This window comes from Bradyrhizobium sp. HKCCYLS3077, assembly GCF_051167555.1.
Lineage (GTDB): Bacteria > Pseudomonadota > Alphaproteobacteria > Rhizobiales > Xanthobacteraceae > Bradyrhizobium.
The window spans coordinates 614191-634542 of record NZ_JBNPTH010000005.1 but is presented as its reverse complement, the minus strand read 5'-3'; the positions used below and the strand labels follow the sequence as shown (position 1 = coordinate 634542).

At 65.4% G+C, this 20352-nt stretch carries 15 protein-coding genes and 2 tRNA genes; 8 read left to right on the top strand and 9 right to left on the bottom strand.

The window, feature by feature from the left end; all coding sequences use genetic code 11:
• The first annotated feature begins 50 nt into the window (after window positions 1–50).
• A complete protein-coding gene (locus ACQR0Z_RS23380) occupies window positions 51–773 on the top strand; it encodes a DUF2569 family protein (protein WP_434879860.1) in 723 nt (240 codons plus the stop codon).
• Window positions 774–931: 158 nt separating this feature from the next.
• Here the strand turns inward: ACQR0Z_RS23380 and ACQR0Z_RS23375 are convergent.
• The 6 genes from ACQR0Z_RS23375 to ACQR0Z_RS23350 all read right to left on the bottom strand — a co-directional run bounded on the left by ACQR0Z_RS23375 (window position 932) and on the right by ACQR0Z_RS23350 (window position 8239).
• Window positions 932–1008 (bottom strand) — tRNA-Val (locus tag ACQR0Z_RS23375).
• A gap of 216 nt (window positions 1009–1224) precedes the next feature.
• Window positions 1225–3648, bottom strand: coding sequence for an endopeptidase La (lon, locus tag ACQR0Z_RS23370; protein ID WP_434859176.1), 2424 nt, complete (start codon window positions 3646–3648; stop codon window positions 1225–1227).
• 328 nt (window positions 3649–3976) lie between these two features.
• Window positions 3977–5251 carry an ATP-dependent Clp protease ATP-binding subunit ClpX gene (clpX, locus tag ACQR0Z_RS23365; RefSeq protein WP_434859177.1) on the bottom strand — a complete coding sequence of 425 codons (1275 nt, stop codon included), beginning with the start codon at window positions 5249–5251 and terminating at the stop codon, window positions 3977–3979.
• 443 nt (window positions 5252–5694) lie between these two features.
• Window positions 5695–6327 (bottom strand): ATP-dependent Clp protease proteolytic subunit, encoded by a 633-nt coding sequence (locus ACQR0Z_RS23360; protein ID WP_006611023.1) that lies wholly within the window; start codon window positions 6325–6327, stop codon window positions 5695–5697.
• A 296-nt stretch (window positions 6328–6623) separates the two neighbouring features.
• A complete protein-coding gene (tig, locus tag ACQR0Z_RS23355; RefSeq protein ID WP_434920193.1) occupies window positions 6624–7982 on the bottom strand; it encodes a trigger factor in 1359 nt (452 codons plus the stop codon).
• 172 nt (window positions 7983–8154) lie between these two features.
• Window positions 8155–8239 (bottom strand) — tRNA-Leu (locus ACQR0Z_RS23350).
• Between the two features lie 174 nt (window positions 8240–8413).
• On the opposite strand from ACQR0Z_RS23350, the gene ACQR0Z_RS23345 reads away from it, so the two are divergent.
• Both ACQR0Z_RS23345 and ACQR0Z_RS23340 read left to right on the top strand, forming a co-directional pair.
• Entirely contained in the window at window positions 8414–9724 is a 1311-nt protein-coding gene (locus ACQR0Z_RS23345) for a multicopper oxidase domain-containing protein (RefSeq protein ID WP_434920221.1), read from the top strand.
• 24 nt (window positions 9725–9748) lie between these two features.
• A complete protein-coding gene (locus tag ACQR0Z_RS23340; RefSeq protein WP_434920192.1) occupies window positions 9749–10831 on the top strand; it encodes an enolase C-terminal domain-like protein in 1083 nt (360 codons plus the stop codon).
• A gap of 180 nt (window positions 10832–11011) precedes the next feature.
• Here ACQR0Z_RS23340 and ACQR0Z_RS23335 read toward each other — a convergent pair whose 3' ends face one another.
• Entirely contained in the window at window positions 11012–12511 is a 1500-nt protein-coding gene (locus ACQR0Z_RS23335; RefSeq protein ID WP_434920191.1) for an NAD(P)H-hydrate dehydratase, read from the bottom strand.
• 559 nt (window positions 12512–13070) lie between these two features.
• On the opposite strand from ACQR0Z_RS23335, the gene ACQR0Z_RS23330 reads away from it, so the two are divergent.
• The 5 genes from ACQR0Z_RS23330 (at window position 13071) to ACQR0Z_RS23310 (ending at window position 18673) form a co-directional block, all read left to right on the top strand.
• Complete coding sequence (locus ACQR0Z_RS23330) at window positions 13071–13409, top strand: P-II family nitrogen regulator (RefSeq protein WP_009027873.1); 339 nt, start codon at window positions 13071–13073, stop codon at window positions 13407–13409.
• Between the two features lie 226 nt (window positions 13410–13635).
• Complete coding sequence (glnA, locus tag ACQR0Z_RS23325) at window positions 13636–15045, top strand: type I glutamate--ammonia ligase (protein ID WP_006611030.1); 1410 nt, start codon at window positions 13636–13638, stop codon at window positions 15043–15045.
• Between the two features lie 413 nt (window positions 15046–15458).
• Window positions 15459–16361, top strand: a complete 903-nt coding sequence (locus ACQR0Z_RS23320; protein WP_434920190.1) for a helix-turn-helix domain-containing protein — start codon at window positions 15459–15461, stop codon at window positions 16359–16361.
• A 124-nt stretch (window positions 16362–16485) separates the two neighbouring features.
• Window positions 16486–17772, top strand: coding sequence for an MFS transporter (locus ACQR0Z_RS23315; RefSeq protein WP_434920189.1), 1287 nt, complete (start codon window positions 16486–16488; stop codon window positions 17770–17772).
• Window positions 17773–17776: 4 nt separating this feature from the next.
• Window positions 17777–18673 (top strand): amidohydrolase family protein, encoded by an 897-nt coding sequence (locus ACQR0Z_RS23310; protein WP_434920188.1) that lies wholly within the window; start codon window positions 17777–17779, stop codon window positions 18671–18673.
• A gap of 55 nt (window positions 18674–18728) precedes the next feature.
• On the opposite strand, the gene ACQR0Z_RS23305 is transcribed toward ACQR0Z_RS23310, so the two are convergent.
• Both ACQR0Z_RS23305 and ACQR0Z_RS23300 read right to left on the bottom strand, forming a co-directional pair.
• A complete protein-coding gene (locus ACQR0Z_RS23305) occupies window positions 18729–19337 on the bottom strand; it encodes a hypothetical protein (protein ID WP_434920187.1) in 609 nt (202 codons plus the stop codon).
• Window positions 19338–19416: 79 nt separating this feature from the next.
• Window positions 19417–20187 (bottom strand): gamma-glutamyl-gamma-aminobutyrate hydrolase family protein, encoded by a 771-nt coding sequence (locus ACQR0Z_RS23300; RefSeq protein ID WP_434859186.1) that lies wholly within the window; start codon window positions 20185–20187, stop codon window positions 19417–19419.
• Window positions 20188–20352: the final 165 nt, after the last annotated feature.

Below are 20352 nucleotides of genomic sequence, written 5' to 3'. Positions count from 1 at the left end.
CGTGACGACCAAGACGCGAGCGCTACAATGGTGCAACGCGGGGGCGCTGCATGACGGATCTCTGGTACTATTCCGAGGGCAATCAACCGAATGGTCCGGTCTCGCTCGCCAAACTGATCTCGGTGCTGGAATGTCTTGCCGACCCTCGGCCGGTGCTGATCTGGCGACAGGGCTTCGACAAGTGGAAACCGGTCCGCGAAGTCGGCGAGGTCGCAGGTCAGTTGTTTCAACGACCGCCGCTGCAGGGCTCCTCGGCGCCCTCCCCCGAAACGCGCGAGCCCGTTGTGACCGCCGAGGAGGCGATCGCGTTCAAGAACGTCAGGGCCCAACCGCACGGAATCGGAGGCTGGCTCGTGCTCGTGGCCATCGGACAGGTGCTCGGCCCCATCCGGTACCTGATCAGCCTTGCCGACTACGTTCGATCCATCCGCGATGAGGTATGGACCCGCTTTCCGGCCATGATCTGGGGCGAGATCGCGCTGAGCCTCGCGTTGCTCGCCTTCTCGGCCTACACCACGATCCTGATGTTCAAGCACGCACGGAGCTTTCCCCGCTTCTTCATTGCCGAGATGCTGTTTGTCGTCATCGTGCCGATCCTGGAGGTGCTGGCGATTGCCGCCATTCTGGCGATCTCACTTGATCGAGCGCTGACGGATTTCATCGGTCGCGACTCGATCAATCCAGCGCAATTGGCGGTCAGCGCGATCAGCGCGGCAATCTGGATTGCCTACGTCCTGCGGTCTCGCCGCGTCGCCAACACCTTCGTCAAATGAAAGCGGGCCGCAACGCGGACGGCACTGGGCACTGACTTGACGACGGCGTTTACGGCTCCGCTCGGCATCGAACGGAGCGCGGCCTCTTGCATGTGACGAAAGCCTTCCGCGCCGGTCGGCCCCGGCGAGACTCGATGGGAAGCTTGCCTGCGGTGAGGTGGTAGGCGGTGAGAGATTCGAACTCCCGACCCTCTCGGTGTAAACGAGATGCTCTAACCAGCTGAGCTAACCGCCCGTCCTGCAGCCGATCGGGTATCCTGTCCGGCCATGCCGTGCAGGCCCGTCGCGCTGCGCCTCTTTACCCCCTGCCCGGGACGCAATCAACGCCGGAACCGCACGTCAGGCCGGAAAGCCGCGGCAGCTTTGTCGATCAGGACAACCCATTCAACGGAACGAGCCCAAACGAAAACGGCGCCCGATCGGGCGCCGTTTCCTTGCATCTGTTCTGGCCTCAGTGGGCGGTCAGGCCGCCGGCGGCTTCGTCGCCATCGGCCTTCACGGGCACCTTGGTGTCCTCTTCCCAGACGATCGGCACCGGCTTGCGGACCAGGGCCCGGGCAACGACCTCGTCGAGACGGGAGACCGGGATGATCTCCATGCCGCCCTTGATCGCATCGGAAATCTCCGTGAGATCCTTGGCGTTGTCCTCGGGGATCAGCACCGTCTTGATGCCGCCGCGAGCGGCAGCCAGCAGCTTCTCCTTCAGACCGCCGATCGGCAGCACGCGACCACGCAGGGTGATCTCGCCGGTCATCGCGACGTCGTGACGAACCGGGATGCCGGTCATCACCGAGATGATCGTCGTCGCCATGGCCACGCCGGCCGAGGGGCCGTCCTTCGGGGTCGCCCCCTCCGGCACGTGGACGTGGATGTCACGCCGGTCGAACAACGGCGGCTCGATGCCGTAGTTGATCGCACGCGACCTGACGAACGAGGCCGCCGCCGAAATCGACTCCTTCATGACGTCGCGCAGATTGCCCGTCACCGTCATCTTGCCCTTGCCGGGCATCATGACGCCTTCGATCGTCAGCAGCTCGCCGCCAACATCCGTCCACGCCAGACCGGTCACGATGCCGACCTGGTCGTCGCTCTCGATCTCGCCGAAGCGGTACTTCGGAACACCCAAGAATTCCTCGACGGTCTTCTCGGTGATCTTCACCGACTTCTTCTTGGAGATCATGAGCTCCTTCACGGCCTTGCGGGCCAGTGTCGAAATCTCACGCTCCAAATTACGCACGCCCGCTTCGCGGGTGTAGCGCCGGATTACGAGCAGCAGCGCGTCGTCGTCGATCGACCACTCCTTCGAGTCCAGGCCGTGCTTGGAGATCGCGCTGGGGATCAGGTGCTTGCGGGCGATCTCGACCTTCTCGGTCTCGGTGTAGCCCGCGATGCGGATGATCTCCATGCGGTCCATCAGCGGCCCGGGAATATTGAGCGTATTCGCGGTCGTGATGAACATGACGTTCGACAGGTCGTAATCGACTTCCAGATAGTGATCGTTGAACGTCGTGTTCTGCTCGGGGTCCAGGACCTCCAGCAGCGCCGACGACGGGTCACCCCGGAAGTCCGAGCCCATCTTGTCGATCTCGTCCAGCAGGAAGAGCGGATTCGAGGTCTTGGCCTTGCGCATCGACTGGATGATCTTGCCCGGCATCGAACCGATATAGGTCCGGCGATGACCACGAATCTCGGCCTCGTCGCGCACGCCGCCCAGCGACACGCGAACGAACTCGCGGCCAGTGGCCTTCGCGATCGACTTGCCGAGCGAGGTCTTGCCGACGCCGGGAGGTCCGACCAGGCACAGGATCGGGCCGGTCAGCTTGTTGGCGCGCGACTGCACCGCCAGGTACTCGACGATGCGGTCCTTGACCTTCTCCAGACCATAGTGATCCGCATCCAGGACCGCCTGCGCGGCCTCCAGATCCTTCTTCACCTTGGACTTCTTGTTCCACGGAATCGACAGCAGCCAATCCAGGTAGTTGCGCACGACGGTCGCTTCCGCGGACATCGGCGACATCTGGCGCAGCTTCTTCAACTCGTGCTGCGCCTTTTCGCGCGCTTCCTTGGAGAGCTTGGTCTTGTTGATGCGCTCTTCCAGATCGGCGAGCTCGTCGCGGCCGTCCTCGTCACCCAGCTCCTTCTGAATGGCCTTCATCTGCTCATTCAGGTAGTACTCGCGCTGGGTCTTCTCCATCTGGCGCTTGACGCGCGAGCGGATGCGCTTCTCGACCTGCAGCACCGAGATCTCGCTCTCCATCAGGCCCAGCACCTTCTCCAGGCGCGTGGTGACGGACAGCGTCTCCAGGATGCCCTGGCGATCGGCGATCTTGACGGCGAGATGCGAAGCGACGGTGTCGGCCAGCTTGCCGAAATCGGTGATCGACTGAACGACGCCGACGACCTCAGCCGAGATCTTCTTGTTCAGCTTCACATAGCTCTCGAAGTCCGACACGACCGAGCGGCCCAGCGCTTCGGCTTCGACCGACTTGGCATCGGTGTCCTCGAGCGCCACGGCAGTGGCTTCGTAGTAGTCGGCGCGATCGGTGTACTTCTCGACGCGCGCGCGCTCCAGGCCCTCGACCAGCACCTTCACGGTGCCGTCGGGCAGCTTCAGGAGTTGCAGCACGCTGGCGAGCGTCCCGGTCTCGTAGATCGCATCCGGAGCTGGATCATCGTCGGACGCGTTCTTCTGCGTCGCCAGCATCACCAGCGCGTCGTTCTTCATCACCTCTTCGAGGGCGCGGATGGATTTCTCGCGGCCGACGAACAGCGGAACGATGTTGTGCGGGAAGACGACGATGTCGCGCAGCGGAAGCACCGGATAGGCGTGGCTCTCGCCGTAAACGATGGTCGGCCGGGGTTTAGGGGTCGTCATGGCCTGTTCCTTTTGTTTTGCCCCCTTGCACGCAGCCCGCCATCGTGCGCAACCGCCACAAGGTGCGATCTGATCCGGACTTCACTGACGCGTCGATATCGCCCGCTTATTTCGGATCGTTTGGTGAGGCGAATCCCGGGATTGAGATTTGTATCGCCACGCGACATTAGGTGGCTATCGACCCGGGGGGTGTCAAGTATCGGTAAACGCCCGCCAAAAATGGCTTTACGCGGCGGGTTACGCAAACGCTGCGATGCCGCGGACACAGTGTCCGCGGCAGTCGCTGATCCGATCAATCGAGGTCTTCTGTCTCTCGTACCAGCGCGGATCACGCGCTGGCGCTGCTTTCCACCGCACGATCGGAGCGATCGGCGTAGATGTAGAGCGGACGGGCCGTGCCTTCGACCACCTCGCGCGAGATGACCACTTCCTCAACGCCTTCGAGGCCCGGCAGATCGAACATGGTCTCGAGCAGGATACTCTCGAGGATCGACCGCAGACCACGTGCGCCGGTCTTGCGCTCGATCGCCTTGCGCGACACCGCACCCAGCGCCTCGTCGGCGAAGGTCAGCTCGATATTCTCCATCTCGAACAGCCGCTGATACTGCTTCACCAGCGCGTTCTTCGGCTCGGTCAGGATCTTCTTCAGCGAATTCTCGTCGAGATCCTCGAGCGTCGCCACAACCGGCAGACGGCCGACGAACTCGGGGATCAGGCCGTACTTCAAGAGATCCTCAGGCTCGACGTGACGGAAGATCTCGCCGGTGCGGCGATCTTCCGGCGCCAGCACCTGGGCCGCGAAGCCGATCGAGGTCGACCGGCCGCGCGAGGAGATGATCTTCTCGAGGCCGGAGAACGCACCACCGCAGATGAACAGGATGTTGGTGGTGTCGACCTGCAGGAACTCCTGCTGCGGATGCTTGCGGCCGCCCTGCGGCGGAACCGACGCGACCGTGCCTTCCATGATCTTGAGCAGCGCCTGCTGGACGCCCTCGCCCGACACGTCGCGGGTGATCGAGGGATTGTCCGACTTGCGACTGATCTTGTCGATTTCGTCGATGTAGACAATGCCACGCTGCGCCCGCTCGACATTGTAGTCGGCGGCTTGCAACAGCTTCAGGATGATGTTCTCGACGTCCTCACCCACATAGCCGGCCTCGGTCAGCGTCGTCGCGTCGGCCATCGTGAACGGCACGTCGAGGATGCGGGCGAGCGTCTGCGCGAGCAGCGTCTTGCCCGAACCGGTCGGACCGATCAGCAGGATGTTCGACTTCGCGAGCTCGACGTCCGAGTGCTTGGTCTGGTGGTTGAGGCGCTTGTAGTGGTTGTGAACGGCGACCGAGAGCACCTTCTTCGCATGGTTCTGACCGATCACGTAGTCGTCGAGAACCTTGCAGATTTCCTTCGGCGTCGGAATGCCGTCACGCGACTTGACCAGCGAGGACTTGTTCTCCTCGCGGATGATATCCATGCAGAGTTCGACGCACTCGTCGCAGATGAAGACGGTTGGACCTGCGATCAGCTTGCGGACTTCGTGCTGGCTCTTGCCGCAGAACGAGCAGTATAGCGTGTTCTTGGCGTCGCCCGTACCGACCTTAGTCATTCCTGTCTCCGTCCGCGGTTCGCTCTTGTCCGCTCGTTCTTTCCGATCCGGCGCGGGCCGGACCAGTGTGGTGAAAGAGCAAATTTCGTACCAAAATTAAGACCTTGTTCTTCACCTGCCGTGCGATCCACGACTTCTGCGAATCCCCCACGATCCATAACTGGACACTCTAGCCAATCATGCTGTCATCCGACTATCAAGAATTCGCTAATCGGAGCACAGACCCTAGACCGTGACATTACCGTGATTTTGAGGCTTGACACGGTAAGAACACGCGAAATCGGCCGAACGTTGCGTGTTTGCCACGCCTGTTTGCCCGTCGCACGGCAGGGTTGCGGCCCTTTTAGGACCCACCTCGATACCGCCGCCGGCCGAGGCCGGCAGCAGTGATGCCGTCAGTTTCCGGGGCCCTATCCAGGGGCCCCGGCTCGCTCATTCCTGGCTCACTTGCCCATCGCCGCCGGATCTTCCGGGCGCTTGTCGAGCACCTTGTCGATGAGCCCGAATTCCTGGGCAGCTTCCGCCGTGAGGAATTTGTCGCGTTCCAGCGCATCCTCGATCGCCTTGTAGGGCTGACCGGTGTGCTTGACGTAGATCTCGTTGAGCCGCTTCTTGAGGCTCAGGATCTCCTGGGCATGCAGCATGATGTCGGTCGCCTGGCCCTGGAAGCCGCCGGACGGCTGATGCACCATGATGCGCGAGTTCGGCAGCGAGAAGCGCATGTCCTTGTGGCCGGCGCAGAGCAGCAGCGAGCCCATCGAGGCCGCCTGACCCGTGCACAGCGTCGACACCGCCGGACGGATGAACTGCATCGTGTCGTAGATCGCGAGACCCGACGTCACCACGCCACCCGGCGAGTTGATGTACATCGCGATCTCCTTCTTCGGGTTTTCGGCCTCGAGGAACAGGAGCTGGGCGACGATCAGGGTCGCCATGCCGTCCTCGACCGGGCCGGTCACGAAGATGATGCGCTCCTTCAGGAGCCGCGAGAAGATGTCGTAGGCGCGCTCACCGCGGTTGGTCTGTTCGACCACCATGGGCACAAGGTTCATATAGGTTTCGACGGGATCGCGCATGAATCACCCAGAGGTTGGACCAGCAGTTGAGACGACCGGCCGCCGCAGGTGAGGCTCATTCAACGAGCAGCGACGGACGAATGTCCCGTGATGCAGAACTTCAAGACCGAGCCCACAGATATGGACCAATTTCCCGGTGACAAGACCGGGCCCCGGGCCAACCGCAAGCGAGGTCGTTGCCCTGTTGAAGCTGATTCCCGCCGCGGCGACCAGCGCCGGAACCGGGTTGACCGGCGCTTTCGCCGGTCAACCTTAATCATGCGCTGATGTCGCAAACCCGACGAACGGTGGCCCGATCAGGCCGCCTTGTCGTTCTCGTCGTCTTTGAACAGCTCGTCCTTGGACACCTTCTTCTCGGTGACGTTCGCGAGCTCGAGGATGAAGTCGACGACCTTGTCCTCGTAGATCGGCGCGCGCAGCTGAGCGAGCGCCTGCGGGTTGCTGCGGTAGAAGTCCCAAACCTCCTTCTCGCGGCCAGGCATCGAGCGCGCACGCTCGATCACGGCGCGGCTGACCTCGTCGTCGGTCACGGTGATCTTGTTCTTCTCGCCGATCTCCGACAGCACGAGGCCGAGACGGACGCGACGGTCGGCAATGGTGCGGTACTCTTCCTTCGCCTTGTCCTCGGTGGTGTTCTCGTCGGCGAAGGTCTTGCCGCTCGACTTCATCTCGGCCTGGACCGAGTTCCACATCAGGTTGAACTCCTCGTCGATCAGCGACGGCGGCGCATCGAACTTGTGGGTCTCGTCGAGGCGGTCGAGCAGCGCGCGCTTGACGCGCTGGCGGGTCGCCTGGCTGAACTCGCCGGCCAGCCGGTCGCGCATCAGCTCCTTCAGCTTGTCGAGCGATTCGAGGCCCAGCGTCTTGGCGAACTCGTCGTCGACGACCTTGTCCTCCGGCGCCTCGATCGCGGTCGCCGTGGTCTCGAACTCCGCGGCCTTTCCGGCCAGCTCATTGTTGAGATAGTTGGTCGGGAACGTGACCTTCAGCGTGCGGGTCTCGCCGACCGCGATGCCGGTCAGCTGGTCCTCGAAGCCCGGGATGAAGGTGTTCGAGCCGATCACGACATCGATGCCCTCACCGGTGCCGCCGTCGAAGGCGACGCCGTCGATCGTGCCCTTGAAGTTGACCTTCACGCGGTCACCGCTCTCGGCCTTCGCGCCCTCGGCCTTGGCAGTGTAGCTGCGGTTGGCGTCGGCCAGACGCTTGATCGCCTCGTCGACGTCGGCATCGGTGATGTCGGCGACCGGCTTCTCGACCGAGAAGGTCTTGAAGTCGGCGAGCGCGATCGCGGGCACGACCTCGATCGCTACGGTGTAGGTCAGGTCGGTCTGGCCGGCGAGGATCTTCTCGACCTCGGCCTCCTCGGTCGGCATCGTCACCTTCGGCTCGGTGGCCAGGCGGAAGCCGCGCTCGGTGAAAATCTGCGTGTTGGTGTCGCGGATGGTCTGGTCGATGGTCTCGGCCATGACCGACTTGCCGTAGATCTTCTTCAGGTGCGCCACCGGCACCTTGCCGGGGCGGAAGCCGTTGATGCGGACCTTGTCCTTCAGATCGACCAGCTTGGCGTCCGCCTTGGCGTCAAGATCCGCCGCCGGAACGCTGATCTGGAACTCGTGCTTCAAGCCTTCCGACAAGGTTTCTGTGACCTGCATGGCGCCAATCTTCTTCCGCTACGGTCCGAACTCTTGCGATCCGGACACACCTGACTCAATTGTGGACGACGCGCGGCAAAACGCCTTGCGCCGGGTGGGTCGGCGGCCCGCTTTCTCTTTGCGAGACAGCGGGGTCGCCGGTAAAACTTGGGGCAAACGCCAGAGCAGCGCTTGGTGCGGGCGGAGGGACTCGAACCCCCACAACTTTCGTCACTGGAACCTAAATCCAGCGCGTCTACCAGTTCCGCCACGCCCGCGTGAACTGCATCGATAACCCGGCCGCGGTGCCGCGGGCGGCGCGGCTTATACCACGCGCGAAACCGTCCGCAGCAAAAAAATGGGCTGGCGACAGCACCATCGGCCGGCCGATCGACCGTGTCGGACGCACACATAAGGGAAAACGACATGATCCGCATCCCCCTCATCGCACGATGTTTTGCCGCATGAGGCAGCCTGTGGAGAGGATCAGCCGCAGGACGCTGCTTGGAGGCCTCGTGGCAGGGCTGACCGCATCGCTCGGCAGGCCCGCGGTGGCCGCGAGCCGGATTGGGCTGGCGCTGGAGGCCCGCGCCGAATCTCTTGCGCTCGGCCCGGGCCGAGCGCCCAGCCAGCTCTGGCGGCTGACGGCCCCCGCCCCGCTGGTCCGGCTTGCCCGTGACGCGGCACTCGACCTCGGCTTTTCGAACGGGCTGTCCGTCGCAGCGGCCCTTGCCGGCCGCGGCCTCGCTCTGCCCGCCCCGCTGTTGGGGCAGCCGGCGGTCGGGCCCGGCGGCCGGACCAGCATCGCCGCGACCGCGGCACGGGCCGGCACCGGCCTGCTCGACGTGCGGCTGTTGGCCGATCATGCGGCTCTCCCGATCCGGCCGCTACCTGTCATCGTCGATGAGGCCCAGCCCGTAACTGTCGACCGCGACGAGATTTTCCTGGTGGAGGACTTCCGGCTGAGGCCGGACGGCAGCGCGCTGGCGCCGGGCACCGAGGCAAAGGACGCCGAGCTGGTCTACGCCATCAACGGCCAGATCCAGCCGGAGATCGCGCTGCGCACCCATGCGCGGGTCAGGCTCCGCATCATCAATGGCTGCCATCGCGCTGTGATCGCGATCAAAATCGCTGACCTCGACGCGATTCGCGTCATGGCGATCGACAGCCAGCCGGCCGAACCGTTCCTCGCCCGCAACGGCGCCGTCGTGCTGCCGCCCGGCGGCCGCACCGACGTGTTCATCGACATGCCCGCCGCCAAGGCGCCGCTGCAGGTCCTGCTCCATGACGGCACGGCCGCGCGCCCCCTCGCCCGGCTCGCGCCGTCGGGCGAGCCACCGCTTCGGGGTGCGCCGCTACCGCCGGCGCCGCCGCTCCCCGCGAACGGTCTGCCGGACAAGCTCGATCTGGGAAAGGCTGTGCGCGTGGACCTCGCGCTCGACGGCCCCGACTGGCGCCCGGCGGTGCAGTTCAGCGCGACGAGTGCGCCTGCCTTCCAGGCCAAGGCCGGCCGCGTCGTCGTGCTCGCGTTGGCGAACAAGACCAGCGGCACCAATGTGGTCCATCTGCACGGCCAGCCATTCCGGTTGCTCGACCGGCTCGACGACGGCTGGAAGCCCTATTGGCTCGACACCTTGGCGCTCGAAGCCGGCCAGACCCAGCGCATCGCGTTTCTCGCCCAACAGTCCGGACGGTTCCTGCTGGAGAGCATGGCCGCGAACTGGGCAGCGCCGCGGCTGTTGCGGTGGTATGAGATCGCTTGAGGAAACGAACCAGGGAGAACTCCCATGACCACAGCCGCCATCACCGGCGTGACCGCGCGCGCCGTTGTGACCCCGATGAAGCGCCCGCTGCGCAACGCCTTCGGCGTCATCGATACCGGTCCGCTGGTGCTGATCGACGTCACGACCGATCAGGGGGTTACGGGGCACTCTTACCTGTTCGCCTACACCAGACTCGCGCTGAAGCCGCTGGTGCTCCTCGTCGAGGAAATCGGCCGGGAGCTCGCCGGCAAGCCGCTGGTGCCGTTCGACCTCATGAAGGCGATGGACGCCAAGTTTCGGCTGCTCGGCTGGCAGGGCCTGATCGGCATGGCCGTCTCGGGTCTCGACATGGCGTTCTGGGACGCACTCGGCCAGATCGCGAACAAGCCTGTCGCCGCCCTGCTCGGCGGCGCGCCGCGTCCGATCCCGGCCTATGACAGCTACGGCGTGCTCGACGCCAAAGACGACGAGCGCACCCTGCGCACCGCGCGCGACGAGCACGGCTTCCGTGCCATCAAGACCAAGGGCGGCCATGGCGACCTCGCCACCGACGAGGCCATGATCAAGGGACTGCGCGCCCTGCTCGGCCCGGACATCGCGCTGATGCTCGACTTCAACCAGTCGCTCGATCCCGCGGAAGCGACGCGCAGAATCGCGCGGCTGGCCGATTACGACCTGACCTGGATCGAGGAGCCGGTGCCGCAGGAGAATCTCTCCGGCCATGCGGCCGTGCGCGAGCGCTCGGAGATCCCGATTCAGGCCGGCGAGAACTGGTGGTTTCCGCGCGGCTTCGCCGAAGCAATCGCGGCCGGCGCGAGCGACTTCATCATGCCCGATCTGATGAAGGTCGGCGGCATCACCGGCTGGCTCAATGTCGCAGGACAAGCCGACGCCGCCTCGATCCCGATGTCGAGCCACATCCTGCCCGAAGCCAGCGCCCATGTGCTGGCGGCGACACCGACCGCGCACCTCCTCGAGGTGCTGGATCTCGCCAGCGCCATCCTCGCCGAGCCGTTGCGCGTGGTCGATGGCAAGGTGACAGCAAAGGGTCCGGGCCTAGGCCTCGCCTGGAACGAGAACGCGGTGGCGAAGTATCAGGTAACGTGAGCAAGCACGAGAATGCGCGCGAGACGCGCGGACGTGACTACACCCACAACCGTCATCGCCCGGCTTGACCGGGCGAGCCAGTACGCCGAGACGTCTTTGATCTAATCGACAGGCCGCGGCGTACTGGATGCCCGCCTGCGCGGGCATGACAGTTGTTGCTGGCGTGACGGCTCGCTGTCCTCAGTACTCAATCCCGAATCGATCATAGAGCCTTCGAAACACCGCCGGCAGCGTCTCCGTCAGGTCCTCCGCGATCAGCCCCGGCCCCGCTTCGCTGCCGGCCTCGCCATGCATCCACACGCCGATGCAGGCCGCCTCGAACGCCGGCACGCCCTGAGCCAGCAGGCCCGCGATGATGCCGGCGAGCACGTCGCCGGCGCCGGCGGTGGCCAGCCAGGGCGGCGCATTGGCGGCGATCGCGGCACGTCCGTCCGGTGCGGCGACGGTGGTATCGGCCCCCTTCAGAAGCACCACGGCGCCGCAGCGCGCGGCCGCGTCGCGCACACGCTCGAGCTTGGAACGTCCCGGATATTTGTTGCTGAGGTCCGAGAACAGCCGCGGGAATTCGCCCTCATGCGGCGTCAGCACGATCTGCGCTTCCGGCGCGGTCTTGATCTGTTCGAACAGCCGCGACGGCGCATCGGCAAAGCTCGTCAGCGCGTCCGCATCCAGCACCAGATGGCGCTGCGCCGCGAGCGCCGTGAACACCAGGTCGCGCGTCCGCTCGCTGACGCCGGTGCCGGGACCGATGACGCAGGTGTTGTAGCGCTTGTCGCCGAGCAGTTCGCCGAATTCGATGGCGGTGTCGGCGGCCCGCACCATCACCGCGGTCAACGCCGTGGCATTCACCGCGAGCGCGTCCCGGGGCGAGGCCAGCGTGACCAGTCCCGCGCCGGCGCGCAGCGCGGCGCGCGCCGCCATGCGCGAGGCGCCGGTCGCGGTGACGTCGCCGGACACCGCGAGCACATGGCCGCGCGCATATTTGTGGCCGTCGATGCGAGGCACGGGAAAGCGGCCGTGCCACAGCTCCGGATCGTTCTCGAACGCCTGCGGCCTGATCTCGTCGAGCACCTGGGCATCGATGCCGATATCGGCGAGCCGAACCCGTCCGCAATGCTGCCGGCCAGGCAGCAGCAGATGCGCCGGCTTCTTGCGGAAGAAGGTCACGGTCTCCGTCGCGCGGACCGCGATGCCCATCACCGCGCCGGTGGTGCCGTTGATGCCGCTCGGCAGATCGACCGCGAGCACCGGCGCGCCATTGGCGTTGATCGCCGCGATCACGTCATGTGGCTCGCCCGTGATCGGCCGGCTCAGCCCGGCGCCGAACAGCGCATCGATGATCAGCGCCGGCTTGCCGATCGCCTGCGGCGTGAACGGCAGCACCGGGAATTTCCAGCCCTTGGCCGCGGAGGCCGCGTCCCCATGCAGCGCATCGCGCTCGCACATCAGGATCACCGAGACCTCGCGCCCCTGCGCCGCGAGCTCGGCCGCGGCCACGAAACCGTCGCCGCCATTGTTGCCCGGCCCGCACACGACGACGATCGGACCGGCCTCGACCAGGTCCATCGCCGCCGCGGCGACCGCCTGGCCGGCACTCAGCATCAGCGAAAATCCAGGGGTGCCTGCCGCGATCGTCAGCCGGTCGGCCCGCTCCATTTCACTCGTGGTCAGAATGTCCATCGCTACTCATGTCCCCAGCCGCGGCATCGCGCGGCTGTGTCACGTCCCAGGTCCGCGTCCAAGGCTGCTCCCAAGGCTGCCTCGCACGCCGCTTGGCGCATCCGTCCCTCGGCCTTGGCCGCCGTCGAATCCCGTTCCTCTATTGCCGCGCCTGTCGGCAACTTCCAAGCGCGCGATGGAGTCGACAGGTCACGCAAAACGGGCAACGCCGCCTGTTCCCTGGGCATTTCAGCCATCGCATGGCCGGGAGCCCCTCAACTGCACAACTTATGCCCTGTTTGCCTAATTCGCAGGCTTCGATATTCTACGCCTTCTGAAGGGGAATCGTCGGGCTCGCACGAAAGTCCGGGATATTAGCGCGATTCAGGCGCGTGAACGACTTGGCATAGACCCTGCTTTTGTGGAGCCACTTCGGCACGGGGCAAGACGGGCTGTCAATCACTGGCCTCCGCTGGAGAGCGTCAGGGCCGGTCGAGGAATGATCGAACGACCTGCGCGGGGCGCGCAGCCTGACGATGACCCAACTGTGTTTTATAGCGGAATGCCCGGGAGGCGCTCAGTGAAGAAAATCGAAGCCATCATCAAGCCGTTCAAGCTGGACGAGGTGAAGGAGGCGCTTCAGGAAGTCGGGCTTCAGGGCATTACCGTCACCGAGGCCAAGGGCTTCGGCCGCCAGAAGGGCCATGCCGAGCTGTATCGCGGTGCCGAATACATCGTCGACTTTCTGCCCAAGGTGAAGATCGAGATCGTGATCGGCGACGACCTGGTCGAGCGCGCGATCGAGGCGATCCGCCGCGCGGCGCAGACCGGTCGCATCGGCGACGGCAAGATTTTCGTGTCCAACATCGAGGAAGCCATCCGCATCAGGACCGGAGAATCGGGGCTGGACGCGATCTAGCCCGGCGCGGGCGGCCTGGAACGACGGTTTCGCTCCAGGCGCCCGTTGAGGAATAGACGCTGCGCAGCAGCGGCCACGGCAGCTCAGATGTCCTCTAAGAGGCATCTGCATGCGGCCTTTTTGGCGTTTTCCGATATTGTCTTGGCCCCCCGGCGAGGCTAATGGAGCATGACCCGCGGACGCCGTCCCGCGCCGGGCCGTGACGTTTCAGCCAAGAGGGGTATTCATGAAGACCGCCAAGGACGTCTTGAAGGCAATCAAAGACAATGACGTCAAATACGTCGACCTCCGCTTCACCGATCCGCGGGGCAAGTGGCAGCACGTCACCTTCGACGTCAGCATGATCGACGAAGACATTTTCGCCGAAGGCACCATGTTCGACGGCTCCTCGATCGCCGGCTGGAAGGCGATCAACGAGTCCGACATGTGCCTGATGCCCGACCCGGTGACCGCGACGATCGATCCGTTCTTCGCCGAAACCACCATGATCATCACCTGCGACGTGCTCGAGCCGACCACCGGCGAGCCCTACAACCGCGACCCCCGCGGCATCGCCAAGAAGGCCGAGGCCATGGTGAAGTCGATGGGCGTGGGCGACACCGTGTTCGTCGGCCCCGAAGCCGAGTTCTTCGTGTTCGACGACGTGCGCTACAGCTCCTCGCCCTACAACACCGGCTTCCGCCTGGACTCCTCGGAGCTGCCGACCAACTCCGACACCGAATATGAGGGCGGCAATCTCGGCCACCGCATCCGCACCAAGGCCGGCTACTTCCCGGTGCCGCCGCAGGACTCGGTGCAGGACATGCGCTCGGAGATGCTCGGCGCGATGGCCCGCATGGGCGTCAAGGTCGAGAAGCACCACCACGAGGTCGCTTCCGCCCAGCACGAGCTCGGCATGAAGTTCGACACGCTGACGCTGATGGCCGACCAGATGCAGATCTACAAGTACTGCATCCATCAGGTCGCGCACATCTACGGCAAGACCGCCACCTTCATGCCGAAGCCGGTCTATGGCGACAACGGCTCGGGCATGCACGTCCACCAGTCGATCTGGAAGGACGGCAAGCCGGTGTTCGCGGGCAACAAGTACTCCGACCTGTCGGAGACCTGCCTGTCCTACATCGCCGGCATCATCAAGCACGCCAAGGCCATCAACGCCTTCACCAACCCGTCGACCAACTCCTACAAGCGTCTGGTCCCGGGCTATGAGGCGCCGGTGCTGCTCGCCTACTCCGCGCGCAACCGCTCGGCCTCCTGCCGCATTCCCTACACCTCCTCGCCGAAGGCCAAGCGCGTCGAGGTCCGCTTCCCCGATCCGCTCGCCAATCCGTATCTCGGCTTCGCCGCGATGCTGATGGCCGGCCTCGACGGCGTGAAGAACAAGCTGGATCCGGGCCCGGCGATGGACAAGGACCTCTACGACCTGCCGAAGGAAGAGCTGAAGCAGATCCCGACCGTCTGCGGTTCGCTCCGCGAGGCGCTCGAGAACCTCGACAAGGACCGCGCCTTCCTGAAGGCCGGCGGCGTGTTCGACGACGACTTCATCGACAGCTACATCGCGCTGAAGATGACCGAAGTCGAGCGCTTCGAAATGACCCCGCACCCGGTCGAGTTCGACATGTACTACTCGGGCTAAGCCCGATCAGATCGGCGGAGACGACACCAGGGCGCCCCTCACGGGGCGCCCTTTTGTTTGGTAGTGAGCGTTGTTTGGTGGGAACGGCCACGGGCCTCGTCCTTCGAGACGCTTGGCTGCGCCAAGCTCCTCAGGATGAGGGGATGGATCTCGTCATGTTCATGGTCAGCGATGCTGCGCCACGTCAACGCTTCATCCTCATGGTGAGGAGGCGCGCGCCCGTCAGCGCCTGGGAACGACGAACAAAGAACCGCGCGCCGTCTCGAACCATGAGGCCCAAATGCAGCGGCGATCCTCTCATCGTAGCGCCAGACCGATTGCTGCGGTAGCGAACGCTGGTCCTGCGGTGGCCAGCCCTGCGGAACGGTGCTAAAAAATGCGTCACTCAATTCAGTCAGACGCAACCTGCCCCCATGCAGCTCAATCCGCTTCGCCATGCCGAGCGCGTCACCGGACGACGGCAGTCGGCGCTGATCGACCTCTGGTCGACGGCGGGCTTTGCCGCGGCTGTCAGCGAGGTCACCGGGCCGCATCTCTATGAGTACGGCGAACTGCCGGTGCCGACGGTGGCGATCACGCTGTACGACGTCCGCCGCCACGTCCTGATCGAGGACGGCACGGTCCGGCGCGATGCGCCGGTCAGCGCGGGGCGCTTCCGGATCGGCCAGCCCGGGTGCAGCGTGGTGGTCGATGCCGTGCCCGAGGTTCGCTCGGGCCGGCTGCTGTTGCTGTATCTCGGCGATGCCCTCCTGAAGGAGGTCGCGGCGTCTCGCGGCTCTGCAGCGCCCGTCACCCTGATGCACCAGGCCTGGGACACCGAAGATCCGATGCTCGAAGCCGCGGCGAAGCGGCTGGTCGAGAGCTGCGGTGACGGCGAACGGCCAAGCCGGCTGCTCGCCGAGCAGTTCGCCTACACGCTGGCGCTGCACGTCTCGGACCGCTACGCGATGCAGCGCCCGTCCGGACCGGAGCGAACGCCGCCCTTGGACGAGCGGATGCGGGCGCGCATCACCGAATTCGTGTGCGCCGATCCCGGCGCGCCGGTCACGCTGGCTGCGATGGCAGATGTCGCTGGGATGAGCCCATCCTCCTTCATCCGCAGCTTCAAGCAGGCGACCGGGACGACGCCGCATCGCTTCGTCGTCGAGCAGCGCGTGCTCGCCGCGCGTCGGCTGCTCGCGACCTCCGACCTGCCGATCGTGGACATCGCCTTGTCGCTCGGCTTCTCCTCACAATCGCATTTCGGAGCCGCCTTCCGGACGGTGACCGGCGAGAGTCCCGCGCGGTATCGCCGCCTGCAGCGCGCCGGCCGGTGATTTCCTGACAAAGCGAGGCGCGGCAGCGCCGATCCCGGCGATTTTCTGACAGACGCCGTCGGATCTTTCAGCGAACTCTGCCGCCGATCAACCGTTCACCAAGAGCGGCGCATGGGAGGCGAGAATGTCGACAGCTACAGACCGGGTGGTGCCGATCGAGGATACGAGCCTCACCGGCTTCTACAATGGCATGACCACGGCCGAGCGACGCACCTTCTGGGCCTGCGCCACCGGCTGGGCGCTCGACGGCATGGACTTCATGATCTACCCGCTGGTGATCGGCACGATCATCGCGCTGTGGAAGGTCGATGCCGGCACTGCCGGCCTCGCCGGAACGGTGACGCTGCTCGCCTCGGCCTTTGGCGGCTGGGCGGCGGGCTATCTCGCGGACCGCATCGGCCGCGTTCGCACGCTGCAGCTCACCATCATCTGGTTCTCGCTGTTCTCTCTGTTGTGCGCGTTCGCGCAGAATTTCGAACAATTGCTGGTGCTCCGCGCCCTCCTCGGGCTCGGCTTCGGCGGTGAATGGGCGGCCGGCGCGGTGCTGATGGGCGAGACCATTCGCGCCGAATATCGCGGCCGCGCGGTCGGCAGCGTCCAGTCCGGCTGGGCGGTCGGCTGGGGCGCCGCGGTGCTGGCGCAAGCCGCCTTGTTCTCGCTGCTGCCGGCCGATCAGGCCTGGCGCTGGATGTTCGCGATCGGGGCCTTGCCGGCGCTGCTGGTGCTGTATCTACGCGCCTACGTCAAGGAGCCGGAGGTCGCCGCAGCCGCCCGCGCCAAGGTCGCCGCCGCGGGCGACAGCCCGTCGATCCTGGAGATCTTCCAGGGGCCGATCCTGAAGACCACCATTCTCGCCTCGCTGGTGGCGACCGGGTGCCAGGGCGGCTACTACGCCATCACCTTCTGGGTGCCGCGCTTTCTCACCACCGAGCGCAAGCTCTCGATCGTAAGCTCGACCGGCTATCTCGCAGCCCTCATCATCGGCTCGTTCATCGGCTATCTCGTCGGCGCCTGGTATGCGGACCGCTTCGGCCGCCGCAATTTGTTCCTGGTGTTCTCGCTCGGCGCCATGATCGTCGTCGCCGCCTACACCCAGTTGCCGTTGTCGAACGAGCTGCTGTGGGTGCTCGGCTTTCCACTCGGCTTCTTCGCCTCGGGCTATTTCTCCGGCATGGGCGCCTTCCTGACCGAGCTCTACCCCACCCGGTTGCGCGGCTCCGGCCAGGGCTTCTGCTACAATTTCGGCCGCGGCATCGGCGCGCTGTTTCCGTTCCTGGTCGGCTATCTCTCGCAGATGACCTCGCTCGCCACCGCCATCTGCCTGTTCGCCCTCTTCGCCTATGCGCTGTTCTTCGTCGCCGCCTATGCGCTGCCGGAGACGCGCGGCAAGGTGCTGCACGCCGATGCGTGAGCCCATGTCCGAACCAGAGAAGGCTCCCGCCTGCGCGGGACCTGATCCGAGTCCGCGCACAGCCGTCCGGTTCGTGGTGCCGCCGGGCGCGGTCGATACCCACGCCCATGTCATCGGGCTGCCGCCGCGGCACCCCTTCGTGGCCGAGCGCAGCTACACGCCGCCCGAGGCCACCGCCGCATCCTATCTGGCGATGCTGGATGCCACCGGCATGACCTATGGCGTACTGGTCCAGGTCAGCGTCCACGGCACCGACAACAGCCTCATGGTCGAGACGCTGCGCGCCAACAGCAAGCGGTTGCGCGGCATCGCGGTGATCCCGCTCGGCCTTCCGGACCGCGAGCTGGCGGCGCTGCAGGAATCCGGCGTCGTCGGGCTGCGCCTCAACGTGCTGTACGGCGGCGGCATCGGCTTCGATCAGTTGCACGCCTACGCAGCGCTTGCCCGTGAGCTCGGCTGGCATCTCCAATTCCTGATCGACGCCGCCGATCTGCCGGCGTTGGCGCCGCGGCTGGACGGCCTTTCCGTGCCGATCGTCATCGATCACTGGGGCCACTTCCCGGTGTCACGGGGACTCGCGGACCCCGGCTTTCAGACGCTGGTCTCCTTGGTGCGAGATGGCGCCTGGGTGAAGCTGTCCGGCGCCTACCGCAACACGGTCGACGGACCGCCCTATGCCGATACGGTGCCCCTCGTCCGCCGCCTGCACGAGGCGGCGCCCGACCGCTGCGTCTGGGGCTCCGACTGGCCGCACGTGGCGCATCGCGGCCACATGATGAACGTGGGCGACCTGCTCGACCTGCTGGCCGATTGGGTACCCGATGCCGCCGCCCGCAACCGCGTCCTCACCGACAATGCCCAGCGGCTGTACGGTTTTCCGCCGAGCGCAGGCCGTGAGTGATCGATGAGCCATGGCAACGATCCCGCCGGTCTCGCGCTGGCGGCGACGTCGGCGATCACCTCGCGGCGAAGTTCACGCCGATTTCCGTCACGACCGGCGCGAGCTTCAGCAGCGCCGGATTGTCGGACGCAACCTTGACACCATCCCCCGACAGCGCCCGCGGCGTGTCCTTGCTGGTGCCGAAGCGGATCGTGATCGAGCAGCCGCCGGGCAGCGTGCGCCCGAGCGCGCCGTTCTTGAAGTCGGTGACGTAACCGCCATAGTCCCAGCCGAAGCCCGCCACCGCGAACGGCTTGCCATTGGCGCTCTGCACCGCCGCGACGCTCGCACCGATGCTGATGCCGGCCACGCTCCAGCGGCTGGTCTTGGCGGTGTCGCGCAGCGTCAGGCCTGAGACCGTCGCCTTCTTGTCCTCGAGGAAAGATATCTCGATGCGCCGGTCCGCCGCGCGCGGAAACAGGACGAGACCCTTGTAGGTCTCGCCTTCGGCACCGGGCAGGTCCTGCACGACAGCGTCAGCACCATAACGCTGCTGAATGCTCTTCGCGGTGTCGGTTGAAGCCACCGGCTGCGTGCAGGTGATCGGCCCTTCGCTCGGCGGGGCGGTCTGGGCAAGGGCTGGAGAAGCACTCAGCAAAGCGGCTGTGATCAGAACGTGGCGCATCCAGGAACCTTGTCAGGAGACATCATGGGGCAAATCAAACCTTGGTCTGCCCCAACCCAACGCGGGTTCATGCCCGACCTCAGGCCGCGAGACGCCGCTTCCGCACCGCCTCCCCGAACGCCTCGAACAGCTTGCGGTTGATCGGGTTCTTCTGCGGATCATACTCGGCATGCCACTGCACACCGAGCGCAAAGCTCGGGGCATCGGCGATGCGGATGGCCTCGATGGTGCCGTCCTCGGCGATGCCCTCGATGACGACGCGGTCGCCGGGCTCGAGGATGCCCTGGCCGTGCAGCGAGTTCACCTTGATGCTGTCGCAGCCGAGAATGCCGGCGAAGGCGCCGCCAGGCGTCAGCCGCACCTCGTGGCGGTCGGCGAAGATGACGGTCGGATCTGGATGGATCTCACCATTCTCGAGCCGGGGCATGCGGTGGTTCATGCGGCCGGGGATCTCGCGGATCTCCGGATGCAGCGAGCCGCCGAAGGCGACGTTCATCTCCTGCAGGCCGCGGCAGATGCCGAACAGCGGAATGCCGCGGGCAACGCACGCCTCGGTCAGTTGCAGCGCGACCTCGTCGCGATGGACGTCGTAGGGCTCGTGCTTGAGGCTAGGTTCGGTGTTGAAGCGGGTCGGATGCACGTTGGCGCGGGCGCCGGTCAGCACCACGCCATCCACCACGTCGAGCAGCGCCGCGATGTCGGTGATCTCCGGGACACCGGCAAACATCAGCGGCAGCGCGCCCGCGACCTCGGCCACGGCGCTCAGATTGCGCTCGCCCACCATCTGCACGTTGAACCTGTTCTCGACGCGATGACTGTTGCCGATCACGCCGACCACGGGACGTTTCATTGCCCTCGTTTCTCTCCCTGTGCGCCCAGGCCTTTGTCTCAGCCCGAGATGGTCTCAGCCCGATATGGTCCCGGCCTGGAGGCACAAATCGTGCCTCTTCAAATCATGCCCGCGTCGCAAAGCCGGATCAACATATGACCGCGCGGGTCCCCAATGCCAATTCCG